This window comes from Parabacteroides sp. AF27-14 (assembly GCF_003635425.1).
Taxonomy (GTDB): domain Bacteria; phylum Bacteroidota; class Bacteroidia; order Bacteroidales; family Tannerellaceae; genus Parabacteroides; species Parabacteroides distasonis.
On sequence record NZ_QTLZ01000012.1, the window covers coordinates 115,960 to 129,475 of the forward strand.

Sequence of the window (13,516 nt, forward strand, 5' to 3'; positions counted from 1 at the left end):
GAGACGGGGCACGCCCCGTCTCTACTTTGATTTCTTTAGTTTAAAATGATCGAATCCTTCCCCATAAACCCCGATTACGGCGCTTTGGGATACAAAGGCGGTCGGATCAATATCATTAATGATACGGAAAATCGTAGTGGATTGCCGTTTTTTAGCGAGCACGAACATCATCTTCTGTTCTTGCCCCGTATATAACCCGGTAGCATCGATCACCGTAACCCCTCGGTGCAACGCATTAATCTCCTTACCAATCTCTTGATACTTCTTCGAGATGATAAAGAATTGCACGGACTGGCGGGCACTGTTCACGATCTGATCCAGCACGAAACTACAAACATATAACGTTACGAAACCATATACCACTTTCTCCCAATCCTTTAGCACGAAATAACTGGAGGTGATAATAATCATATCGCAGATCATCATGACCCGTCCCAGCGTTATATCCCGGTATTTATTGATGATAGCGGCAATAATATCCGTTCCACCCGTACTACCGTTCGAGGAGAAAGCGATACCGATACCACTTCCGCAGAAAGAGGCTCCCAGCACACATGCCATAAACGGTTGGTCTTGTAATAAATGCATATCGGCCGTCAACTTCTGGATCAGCGACAGGAAGAAAGTAAGCGTAAACACGGCGAAGATCGTCTTGATACTGAACTTAAAACCTAATATTTTCAAGGCAAGCATCAGCAAGACGGCATTAATGAGGAAGTAAGTGTACTGAACAGGAAATCCCGTAGCCCAGAAAACAATGGAAGCGATACCCGGCACTCCACCTGTCGTAATGTCATTCGGCAAAAGGAAAACGGTCCATCCGATACCGTAAAGGATCATCCCAAGAGCGATCATTAAATAGTCCCGTGTCTCCCGAAGCAGGACTTGTCTGGATAAGGAAGAAATTGATAAAGTAGATTTCATCTCATTTGTTTATTTTTAGCGGGCGCAAAGGTAATGAAAGTTATTGATAGGAAATGCTTCACCTTATATTTAGCCGGAAATATAATGGTTCACTTTCCCCTATTTACAGAGACGTAAGCAAAAGCCAAGGAATGTTAACTATTTATTAGTAATAACCCCTTTTATATAACATCACCTTTATTTAGAAAAGCTCTATAAACGAGAACATGAAGGAGAAAGCAGGCATTTATACGCCTTTTCCACGCAAAAAGACCCGTTTTTTGATAAGAATACCCTCGTTAGATTACACATATAGTCCCGTTCACCCACGCCTGTACAGGCGTAACCCCACACATATAGTCACGATAGGCTACACATATGGGCATAATGGGCGACATGACTACCTTATAATGGGCATTGTTGCCCCCTAACGACTGGACCATAAGGCACATAAGATATGAGATAGGATGAATTAATTTCGCTAGAATAAAAGGCCGTTTTTCAACAAGTCACTAGCGGATAGACGATTGCTGTTTTTTTCTTTCGTTTTTAGGAGGCGAGACGTACTTTGGCCCGAAATAATCGATTCTCAAGGACTTCAGTTTACAAATTGTCACATTGATATTCTAACCGGAACACGCATAAGCCCTTTCATCCAATTGTAGAGACGGGGCACGCCCCGTCTCTACAACCAAGTATGTATGAGCTGCAAATATAGACTTACAATCTCACATTCTCCATTTCCTCACACTTCTCTTCCCGCAAGCGTTGAATATCCTTAAGCTGGCGGTCGAAAAACATGAGCAAATCATTGATGAGCCGTCCGTTCTGGGATAAAAGCAAAACCCCATCCATCAATTGCGTTGACAGGTAGCGAACTTTCATATTACTTACATGTTGATCGGGACGCTGCAGATAAACGGCCATACATCTGTACAAAATTGGTGCTATTTGTATCCACGGCAGTTTTAGACCTACCAATAGATTTTTCACGCTTTGCAACTGATGGTTCAGATAATCAAGGTCATCCGCATCTCTCTCAAAACAGAAAGCTTCTTTCAAGCGTCGTGCCTCTTCCTTAAAAAATACATCACTCAACATTTCCATGTTCGAAACCGGAGCTTCTTGCTCTGAACCGACAGGTTCAGTTACGGGATAAATGTTTTCCACTTCCATAATATATTAGCATTAAGCAGGCGGAAAAAAGAACGGTCCCGCCTGACCCGTTGCTAAACACTTTACCAGAAAGCTGGAGGCACATTAATGCACTCCACGGGGGTACGGAACCGTCATATCGGATCGGTTACAGGCAAAAAAATGCCTGCAACCGAATAGAAGCAGGTATTCTACTCTGCTTTCTGGTTTTAAAATGTTTAGCATTGCAAATATACTTCTTTTTCCGGATATCCAACCTATAAAGGATAAATAATGTCTAGTAAGTAAAAAATCTGGAGATGATACCTCTGTTTTTACAAGCTATGCTGGAACATCCAAGCCAGATAATCCGGTTCCGCGAAAGCGTTATCCCAACTGTTATGGTCTACACCGGGAAATTCCTTATAACGGACATCAGCTCCTGCTTTCTTCAATGCTTCATTAGCGTCACGGGAGAATTGTACATCGACTACGCTGTCGGAGCCGCCGTGATAAATACTGAAAGCCGTCTTGCCCTTAAAGTTCGCCAGACGTTGCAAGTTCGCTCCACCACAGATCGGGGCGGCAGCGGCAAACAGGTTCGGGTAACGCATCACGATATCGAACGTGCCCATACCTCCCATTGATAGGCCGGTTACGTAAATGCGTTTCGTATCGACCTTACCTTCCGCTATATAACTATCCAATAATTCCTTGACGGCGGCCATCGATTGTGTGGCCGGAGCATTCAACGGATAGAAACGCTTTCCTTCTTTTCCGGCGTTCAATCCCTTATATTCAGACCAAGTCTTCTCGGCCGGGCATTGAGGCGCTATAATGATAGCCGGATATTTGGTTTGATTCTCGAAAGAAGCGAACATATCGCCACCATGTATTAATTGGGCCTCATTATCCGACCCTCGTTCGCCCGCTCCGTGCAGGAACAGGATTACCGGGTATTTCTGCGCCGGATTATAATCTCGGGGATACAGAACCCGATAATTCAATTGATAACCATCACGAGCCGTAAACTGCTTTTTCAAAAAACTAGCCTTATCACCAGCATATCCAGCAACGGAGAGAAGAAGGCAAAGAGACAGAAAAAAAATACTTCTAAGTGTTTTCATAATCATATATTCAAATGTAAATACTATCTACTTAGATCGATAACTTCCGCAAATATAATTAAATAGTCTGTTAAGGCGTTGTATAATATCAAGATTAAACCAACTATTAGGACGTGAGCGGATTCGTTGGGATGCTTTAGATGTAGATTTGAGTTTGTCTATCATAGCAAATCCAGATAAATACCCGTTAGTAAGTAAATAATCGAATATTGTATGTATTTTGTAGAGACAGATTGTCTTATCTCTACAAAATACATTTGAAAATGATACCGAAAGATTATTGGGCTTCCTGTATTTTTGTCGCTTCTGATACACCGTTCTCGTTGAATGCCTCGATGGTGAAATAATAAGGCTGGTCGGTGGACAGACTCTTTAATAGTAATTCATTCTTTCCGTATAGGAGCCATGAATTGTATAGTTTATCGGGAGCGATACCCCAACGGATGTTGTAGCCTTGGCTGTTCTTGGCTGCGTCCCAAGTAATCATCGCGTCACGGCGGTCCGCTTGGCGAACGACCTTGAAGTTCTTCACCGTCGCAGGCTTCTTGCCCTCACCGATACCGAACACACGCAAGTCCGAGATCGCCAGATGAGGCGTCGGGACCTCTATATTCTTATAACGGACATAACGGACACGAGCCGGATTATCCACTTGTACGTAATCATTCGGGACATCCTTATAATTATTCCGGCGATCCACCAACGTTACCCAATCCTGCCCGTCCAAAGAGCCTTCCACCGCACAACGGTGGCGTAAACCGGGAATACGTCCATACATATTCGATTGATGATCGTGATAATTCACTTGCACGGCATATACCATAGCGGGAGCCTCCAGATCGATCTCTACCCATTCGGTATCTCCATTCGTGCGAGCCATCCAGAATGTCTTACATTCCTCATCCGTCAAGTTGGCCGGAAGGAAATTGGCGGAGGTCTTGGGACGGTTCGATTCCGTGAATCCTTGCGCGGCGGGAGCGGAACCCTCCGCATACGAGGAAGCTTTCACCGGCTTTTTATAAGAAAGCAACATCCACCCCGTAAACTCTCCTTTCTTTCCCGGCTCGGCGGGAGCGTAATGCGGATAATCACCGAAGTTATTATCACAATACATAATGCCCTCCTTATCGAAGAAAGTAGGATACATGCAGAGGCGACGCTCCCAATTCACCGTAGCCGAGAGAGACATAGAGGCGAAATGCCAATAATTACCTCCCGGCCCCACCAAGGTACTTCCGTGTCCGGCACCATTCATGAAACCACCGGGCTTATAGCTTACCGGGTTATGCGATTGATACTTATACGGACCTAATGGGGAGTCCGCCACATAAACACCATCGGCATATACGTTGAATTCCGTACCGGGGGCGGCATACTGCATATAATATTTACCGTCGTGCTTGGTCAGCCAAGCCCCTTCCATATAGCCTCCCAATACCGTATCGGTATGGTTCTCGCCAAAACGTTCCCAGCCATGCTTCGGCATATCCAAGCCGAAAAGCTCGACCGTCTCACCCTCGATCAAGAAACGGTCATCCTTATTCAGTTTCTTGCCCCGAAGCGGATAAACATTGGAAGAACCCCAGAATAAATAAGCTTGCCCGTCATCATCGATGAATAAATCCGGGTCTTGTAGGTCGTGGAGTATAGCAGGAGTAGCGTTCCAATTACCCGATTTCGGATCATCGGTATAAAGAACGCTCATGGAGTCGGACGGATCACCCATCACATAAAGCACGGAATCCTTATAATTATGAGCGGCGGGAGCGTTGGAACCCTGAGGATACCAGTTTTTACCGGGAGTGATAAAATCCCAGTTCAACAAATCTTTCGAATGCCAATAGCCATGCGAACGGGTTACGAACATATAATACTCGCCCCGGAATTCTACGACAGCGGGGTCCGCGCCCGAACGGTAAGACAGGTTGTTCGATGAGTTATAAATCATATACGTATAATCCACATTAAGCGGATTACAATACGTATTCGCCCGCATGGATTGAGCGGTGGCGGAACCTCCGGAAGCAGCCAAGAATAGAGCGGAAAAGATATATTTTGATAATAGTTTCATGTTGATATGTATTAATTTTTACCGCAGAGAGAAAGAAGACTGATTCGCCTCGTCGGTAGAATTCAAGCCTACCCAAACCGTGAAATCACCCGGCTCGGCTTTCTTCTGCATATCGATACCATAGAAAGCCAGCAAAGCTTCGTCAATCGTGAAAGAGACTTGCTTCTTCTCGCCCGCTTTCAAAGCCACCTTCTCGAAACCTTTCAGCTCTTTAACCGGACGGGTCACGCTACCCGCCAAGTCGCGGATATACATCTGGACGACCGTCTCGCCATCCACCTTACCCGTATTCTCTACCTCAGCCGTTACCGTGATCTTGCCCCCTTTCGTGAAAGAGTTCTGATCCAGCTTCATAGAGTTCACGGCGAAAGTCGTATAGCTCAAGCCATAACCGAACGGATACAACGGTGTGTTAGGCACATCCATATATCTGGATTTATAATCCGTATCCGGAGCTTCCGGAGGAACCGGGCGGCCTGTCGGTTTCTGATTGTAATACAGAGGCAATTGACCTACCGTACGAGGGAAAGACATCGTCAGGCGAGCGGACGGATTATAATCGCCACTGATCACATCGGCCATACCATGACCTGCCATCGTACCCAGATACCAAGCCTCCAAGATACCGTCGACATGCTGATCCTCCCAAGAAAGATCCAAAGGACGTCCGTTCACCAAGATCAAACCAAGAGGTTTACCCGTCTTTTTCAATTCTTTCAACAAGGCTTGTTGAGCGCCCGGCAATTTCAAGTCCGTACGGCAAGCCGCCTCACCACTCCAGTTGAAATCCTCGCCCATAGCCGCCAATACGATATCCGCACGGCGAGCCGTAGCGATCGCCTCAGCGAATTTAGATGAATCATCAGTCAAGAGATCACATCCCTCGGCATAAATGAACTTCACGTTCGTACCGGCATATTTCTCGGTCAGACCCTCGAACAAAGAGATACTCTCCTCACGCTCACCCCGGCCAGCCCACTCGCCATTCTGGTTGATCTTATCTTTTACCATCGGGCCGATCAAGGCTACCGTAATATTCTTATCCTTCGAGATCGGGAAGAAGTTATTATCATTCTTCAAAAGGACGATCGAGCGAGCGGAAGTCTCACGAGCCTCTTGCAAAAACTCCGGCTTCATGATCGTATTCTTCTCACGCTCATTGTCCAAGTAACGATATGGATCATCGAACAAGCCCAAGAGGAACTTCATCTCCAAGATGCTCGCCACGGCACGGTCGATATTCTCTTCCGAGACCTTGCCCTCTTTCACGGATTGTACAAGATATTGGCTGTAGATGCCACCTGTCATATCCATATCGATACCGGCGTTCGCGGCCAGTTCTCCCGCCTCCTTATCATTTCGCACGATACTATGGGCTACCATCTCATTGATACCGGTATAATCGGTAACCACGAAACCATTGAAGCCCCAGTCCTTACGTAACAAATCGGTCATCAACCATTTATTACCCGTGCTGGGCACTCCGTTGATCTCATTGAAGGAGGCCATGAACGTAGCGACTCCCGCTTCCTTAGCCGCTAAATAAGGCGGCATATAATAATTCATCAATGTATTTTGCGACAACTCAGACGTATTATAATCACGTCCGGCCTCAGCGGCCCCATAAGCGGCAAAGTGCTTACAACAAGCCAAGACCGTATTTACGTCGGCCAACGAACGCCAATCGTTTCCTCCTTGGAAACCCTCGACACGGGCCTTCGCAATCAGACTTCCCAAATACGGGTCCTCACCGGCACCTTCCATTACACGTCCCCAACGGGCATCCCGGGAGATATCCACCATCGGGGCGAACGTCCAAGCGATACCGGAAGCGCTCGCCTCATCCGCCGCGATCGCCGCACTTTTACGCATCCGCTCCAAATCCCAAGAGCAGGATTCCGCCAACGGCATCGGGAAAATCGTACGATAGCCGTGCACGACATCATAACCAAACAATACGGGTATCTTCAAACGGCTCTCGGACAGAGCCATCTCTTGCATTTTACGTACGCCATCTACCGTATATACATTAAACAAGCTTCCTACAAGACCTTGTTTCAGCAAAGTCTCATAATCCCCCGTCATAACCGGGCCGGTCACATCCCAGTTACAGGAGTATTGGGCCATCTGCCCCACCTTTTCCTCCAAGGTCATCAAAGAGAGCACAGAATCTACACGGCGTTCAATATTTTTGTCGCCGCTGAAGCTTTTCCAACCGCTTACAGCGGGCTGCTGGCATCCCCCCAAGGTAGCGGCAACGGCCGCACCAGCGATAAAAGTCGTTAACCTTTTCATTATTCGTATTCGTATATGTATTATTTGTTCCAAGTTACCTGCGCCGATTTCACGTCCCGGGAGTTCGTACCTACGTAGATATTGAATAAGCCCGGTTCCCAGATGTATTCCAACGCGCTGTTATAAAATTTCAAGTCTTCCGGCGTAATCGTAAAAGAGACTTTTCGGCTCTCACCCGGTTTCAAGGATATCTTCTGGAAGTTCTTCAACTCTTTCATCGGACGGGAGATGCTGGCAGCCGGATCGCCGATATATAACTGTACGACTTCCTCGCCCTCTAGCTTGCCCGTATTCGTCACCTGTACGCTGGCGGTCAATACACCGTTCTCTCCTTGCACACTCGTCTTATCCAGCTGAAGATCACCGTAAGAGAAAGTCGTATAACTCAAGCCATAGCCAAACGGATACAAAGGATCGTTCGTGATATCCAGATATTTAGAAGTGAAATGATCATCCGGATTCATTGGGCGGCCTGTTTTCTTAGCATTGTAATACAAAGGAATCTGGCCTACGCTACGAGGGAATGTAGTCGTCAATTTACCGGAAGGATTCACGTCGCCGAACAATACGTCCACCAATCCGCGAGCCGCGGCGGAACCTCCATGCCAAGCCTCAACGATCGCGGAGAATTGGCTATCCTCCCACTCCAAGGTCAACGGACGGCCATTCGCCAAGACCAACACCACCGGTTTACCGGTCTCCAACAAAGCTCTCAACAGCTCTTTCTGGCTCTCCGGCAAACTAATATCCGCACGGCTGCAAGCCTCTCCGGACCAGTTATTCGGCTCACCCATTACGGCGATGATACGATCCGCATCTTTCACTTGCTCAACCGCTTCCTTCACCAAACGGGTATTCTCCACCGGATCAACCTTCAAGCCACTGGCTTTCGCCAACATCGGCTCGTTCGTCAAATTACATCCCTTGGCGAAGATCACACGGGCCTTATTGCCAACCATTTCCTTCACAGCCTGCACTACGGAAGCCGACTTCGCCGTATCGATACCACACCATGTCCCGAACAACTCAACCTTCTTATCCGCCAACGGGCCTACCACGGCGATCGTCCCTGTCTTTCGCAAAGGCAACAAACCCTTGTCATTCTTCAACAAGACAATGGATTTACCGGCGATATGGCGAGCCGTATTCATATGCTCATCCGTGAACGTATTCTTTTTCGCACGATCCGCGTCCAAGTAGCGATAAGGGTCCTCGAACAAGCCTAATTTATATTTCGCCTCCAATACACGGCGGCAAGCCTGATCAATATCCGCTTGAGACACACGGCCCTCTTCCAACGACCTCTTCAAGGTCGTGATATAACCATTTGTCATCATATCCATATCCAAGCCGGCATGCAAAGCCAAGGCCGATACGGTCTGCGTATCACCCAAACCATGATTGGTCATCTCGCCGATCGAATTATAATCGGAAACGACAAACCCATTGAATCCCCATTGATCACGAAGCAAATCGGTCAATAACCAACGGTTACCCGTAGCCGGAATCGCCTCCACCAAATTAAAGGAAGACATGGCCGTGGCACAACCAGCCTCTACAGCCGCTTTATAAGGAGGGAAATACTCATTAAACATCTTGATACGGCTCATATCCACCGTATTATAATCACGACCGGCCTCGGAAGCGCCATACAAGGCAAAGTGCTTCAAGCAAGACAAGATCGTGTTCTCTTTCGTCAAGTCATCTCCTTGATAACCTCTCACCATGGCGGCGGCGATCTTTCCACCCCACCAAGGGTCCTCTCCACTACCCTCGGCGATACGTCCCCAACGAGCGTCACGGGCGATATCCACCATCGGGGAATACGTCCATGTCACACCGTTTGAGCTGGCCTCGATAGCGGCGATACGGGCACTTTGCTCGATCAACGTCGTATCCCAGCTACAAGACAAAGCCAATGGGATCGGGAAGATCGTATGATATCCATGAATTACATCCAGTCCGAACAAAAGCGGAATTCCTAAGCGAGATTCCTTAACCGCTATCTCCTGCAATTTACGGAACGTCTCCAGCTCCGAGCCTCCCGTAGCACCCAGCCAGCCCCGACGAATCGTCTCGTCCGCACCTTCCGAGCCACTCAAGATGCCGGGAACACCACCACCGGACAAGTTCAGCTGTCCGATCTTCTCATCTAAAGTCATTTTACCCATCAACTGATCGATAAACGTATCCATCGCTCTCGTATCTTGAACGGGCTTTTGTCCGTATGCCGCAAGTGCCAAACAAGCGGCGAATGATAATATAATCTTTCTCATGTTATTTAAATATTAAGATTCTCTCGCATTATGGATCGTGAAACCCAATTTCTTCAAACCGTCCTGGATTTCCGGACAGCTCATAAACAAACGCCACAGAAGGCCCGTACGGTAATTCTCGATCATCGGGGTGATCGTACATTGGTCTATCGCCAGATAACGATGCGGATACCAATTCTCGCCTTCACTGAAAGCGTCGTAAAAACCATACTTACCCCAGATGCTATCTCCCAGATTGAAATAGAAATGCTTCAATGCCTTCGAGGATTCCTCCGGTGTATACGGATAACTGCTCAAGGCGGCTGTCGGCGTAATTACCCCATGATCGTTGGAGGGCATATGCGCGTTATAGCCTTTCACGGAATAGCTGGCGGTCAATCCCCAGCAAGCGTCGCTATATCCCTTGAAGCCCTTCGGATTCTCCGCGCAATAACGGTAATCGATCAATACGTGATTCCGGTTCAAGTCCCAGTAGTTAGCGTATCGATCCGATAAGCCGACCGGACATAGGCCGATATAAGAATAATGTGCCCAGAACAACGGACCGCCGTACTCCTCGGCATAATTATGTTTCAAGATCAAAGGTAAATCGTAAGCGACCGCATCGCTCTTGATCCCTCCTTTACGAGCCCATCCGTTATGATAAGCGGAAGCCGGGATCGGATACGTAGGCGAAGACGCCGCCAAAATATAAGTAATCAGACATTCATTGTAACCTTCCAAAGGAAAATTCATCTCCCATGCGTAATTCGGGCTCCAATGCCAATACAATACATCCTGCCCGTTCAAATACCATGTCCATTCCATCTCACGCCATAGCTGGTCAATCTTCGCGGCCAACGCTTTCTCGCTCGCATTACCGTCCTTGAAATATTGGCGTACGCATAAGAGACCTTGCATTAAGAAAGCGCTCTCTACCAAATCGCCTCCGTCATCCTTCTGGCCGAAAGGCTTTACCTTACCCGTAGGTCCATGCATCCAGTGAGGCCAGACCCCATGGAAACGATCGGCCTTCGCCAAGTAATCAGCGATTTGATGAAAACGGGCCACACCTTCCTCACGGGTGATAAAACCACGCTCAATACCTACCAACAGCCCGGCGATGCCAAAACCACTACCTCCGGTGGTCACGATATCAGCGTCGTTCTCAGGATACACGCCATCCATATGGATACGCTCACAGGCCAGTCCGGAGGTAGGCTCCGCACCTTCCCACATATAATTAAAGTGAGCCTTTTGTATATAGGTCAAGAATTCATCATCCGACTGAAAATCCAACTTACGCTCACTGGCCGTAGACTCTGCGGATGTGTCACTTTTCTTGGCCTCATGACAAGCGGTCAACGAAAAGCCAAGCAACAGGGTAACAACGCCTGTACGGAAATAGGTATTCATAGATATATACATTTAAAATAGTTATCGTCTCAATACTTTACTCATCGGTGAACGACCGCTCTCTCCCAATGCCTCGATCGAGAAATAATAGTCCGTATCCTTATCCAAGCCCCTGAAATCGTACATCGTATCTCCCAGTACCGTGATACTGTTGTACAATTTATCCGGCGCTATACCATAATAGATATTGTAAGCGTACGCCTCTTTTACCGGCTCCCAAGTGATCATCGCATTCCGCTTATCCGCTTTTGAGCGTTCCACCTTTAAGTTCTTAACGGCGGCGGGAGCTTCTCCCAAACCATTTCCAAAAATACGAAATCCGGACATAGCGAAGTTGCCCGAAGGCACATGTTCGTTCACTATTTTCAAATAACGGGTTTTCAAAGGCTCACGCAACTCGATATAGTCGTGCGGAACGTCCTTGTCGTTATCGCTCTTATCGACTACCAATTCCCAATTTTGTCCATCTATAGAATGATAAATACGATATTGATGATACAAGTCCATCGCCTTATTATGCTGTACGGCTCTATGCTCGTAATAGTTCAACTGGATCGCACGTACCTCTTTCAATCCCTCTAAAGAGATCTGGAGCCATTCACCCGGTTCTCCCGAGCGGGCGGACCAGAAAGTACGCATGCTCTCATCCGTTACATTCTCTGGTACTAACGTACTATCCATGGAAGAGGCCATCACCGGTTTTCCATACGATAGCAACATCCAGCCGGAAAACGTATTCGCGATATCATCTACCTTCCCTTTCGGCGTAAGCAAAGGATAGTCCCCGAAAGCGGTGTTCGAATACATCACGCCATCCTTATCGAATGCCGTAGGGTACAAACCAATACGACGCTCAAACTTATATTTCAAAGAAAGCATGCAAGTAGCCACATGCCAGTAATTGCCATACGCATCCTCGAAAGTACCACCATGACCGGCACCTTGTACGAAACCTCCCGGCTTATAGCTCATCGGGTTATGTTTCTGGTAGGTGAACGGGCCCATCGGCTTGTCGGATACATAGACACCATCCGCATAGACCTTGAACTCCGTTCCCGGCGCACCGTATTGGAAATAATATTTACCGTTATGCTTGGTCACGAAAGCTCCTTCCGTAAAAGGCGCTAAAGTCGTACTATCGTCATTGTTCATCCCGAAACGTTCCCATCCGTGTTCTTCCGGGCGCAGCATCATGATCTCTTGGATCTTGCTGATCGGGTGGAAATCACGGCGATCCAATTCCACTCCCTTCAAAGCAAACTCATTACTTGAACCATAGTACATATACAAACGTCCGTCATCATCCAGCAAAAATGCCGGGTCCCAGCTAGGAAGAGCCGTTTTCTCCACATACCGCTTGAACTTTCCGCTTTTCGGGTTCGTACTATACCAAATAGGCAATCCCGCATAGGTAGAACCGGTATAGAACAAGGTATCTCCACTTACGAAAGCGGCCGGAGCGCACAAGTCGTCATCTTCCGGATAACGTTGGAAACCGGCGAATACAAACTCCCAATTGCTCAAATCCTTGGAATAATAGAATCCGGCTTGGTTCGTGGCGAAAAGGAAATATTCCCCTTTATACATGACCATCATCGGATCGGCCGTAGAGCGGAAAGAGCCATTCTTTACCAAATCCGGCAGATTCGCCCGGAAGCAGTAGCTCAAATTCATCGGGTTGCAATAGGTAGAGGGATGATCGGCCGTAGCGTCGAACCAGCGGGTGGCTTGCTGAGGAGCTTTTACCCGTACATCACGAGGATCCGCTTCCATCCGGATATCTATTTTCGTATCGTTATCGCCAAACGTGCGATAAGCGTACTTCATCCCCGGATAATACACGAATAACTCATGATCGTAGCGGCTTGCTTGTATCTTATAATAGCCTGTCGCATCGGTGGTATAATGAACCGGGCTAGCCGTGAACATCACTGTAGCGCCTTCCAAGGGCTTGCCGTCCGGTCCGGTAATCGTACCTTCCAGAAAATGCTCTGGGGATACGGTAATATAGTAATCGCTTACCTGCCCTTTGATCACGATCACGGAATCTCCCCGCTCGTTTACTTGAGCGTTTACGGTAGAGACCGCAAAGAAAGAGGCAAGGAGTGATACGAGCATACACTTATTGTAGGCTTTTAAGGAAGCGCTAGAAACTCCTACGTCTTTCCGGAAAAACATGTACGTGTTTTCCGAAAAAGACGTACATGTTTCCGAGAAAACACGTACATGTTTTTTCCAAGAAGCGATAGCCCTATTTATTCTATTACATGCCAGCATATTATGTTCAAGATAAGTTATTGTTGTTTTTTGTCGCA

The 13,516-nt window shown here is 47.5% G+C and carries 8 protein-coding genes; all 8 read right to left on the minus strand.

Features of this window, described 5'->3' with window-relative positions; all coding sequences use genetic code 11:
- Nucleotides 1-21: 21 nt before the first annotated feature.
- Nucleotides 22-924, minus strand: coding sequence for a YitT family protein (locus DWY79_RS13660; RefSeq protein WP_005863632.1), 903 nt, complete (start codon nt 922-924; stop codon nt 22-24).
- A 699-nt stretch (nt 925-1,623) separates the two neighbouring features.
- Nucleotides 1,624-2,079 carry a hypothetical protein gene (locus DWY79_RS13665; RefSeq protein WP_048926970.1) on the minus strand — a complete coding sequence of 152 codons (456 nt, stop codon included), beginning with the start codon at nt 2,077-2,079 and terminating at the stop codon, nt 1,624-1,626.
- 293 nt (nt 2,080-2,372) lie between these two features.
- Nucleotides 2,373-3,170: a prolyl oligopeptidase family serine peptidase gene (locus DWY79_RS13670; RefSeq protein ID WP_122369510.1), complete on the minus strand. Its 798-nt coding sequence runs from the start codon at nt 3,168-3,170 to the stop codon at nt 2,373-2,375.
- 271 nt (nt 3,171-3,441) lie between these two features.
- Nucleotides 3,442-5,235 (minus strand): family 43 glycosylhydrolase, encoded by a 1,794-nt coding sequence (locus DWY79_RS13680; protein ID WP_122369511.1) that lies wholly within the window; start codon nt 5,233-5,235, stop codon nt 3,442-3,444.
- A gap of 18 nt (nt 5,236-5,253) precedes the next feature.
- Complete coding sequence (gene bglX, locus DWY79_RS13685) at nt 5,254-7,530, minus strand: beta-glucosidase BglX (protein ID WP_122369512.1); 2,277 nt, start codon at nt 7,528-7,530, stop codon at nt 5,254-5,256.
- A gap of 20 nt (nt 7,531-7,550) precedes the next feature.
- Nucleotides 7,551-9,806 (minus strand): beta-glucosidase BglX, encoded by a 2,256-nt coding sequence (bglX, locus tag DWY79_RS13690; RefSeq protein WP_122369513.1) that lies wholly within the window; start codon nt 9,804-9,806, stop codon nt 7,551-7,553.
- Between the two features lie 12 nt (nt 9,807-9,818).
- Entirely contained in the window at nt 9,819-11,213 is a 1,395-nt protein-coding gene (locus DWY79_RS13695; protein ID WP_122369514.1) for a glucoamylase family protein, read from the minus strand.
- 9 nt (nt 11,214-11,222) lie between these two features.
- Nucleotides 11,223-13,379 (minus strand): family 43 glycosylhydrolase, encoded by a 2,157-nt coding sequence (locus DWY79_RS13700; RefSeq protein ID WP_005860287.1) that lies wholly within the window; start codon nt 13,377-13,379, stop codon nt 11,223-11,225.
- Nucleotides 13,380-13,516 lie beyond the last annotated feature (137 nt).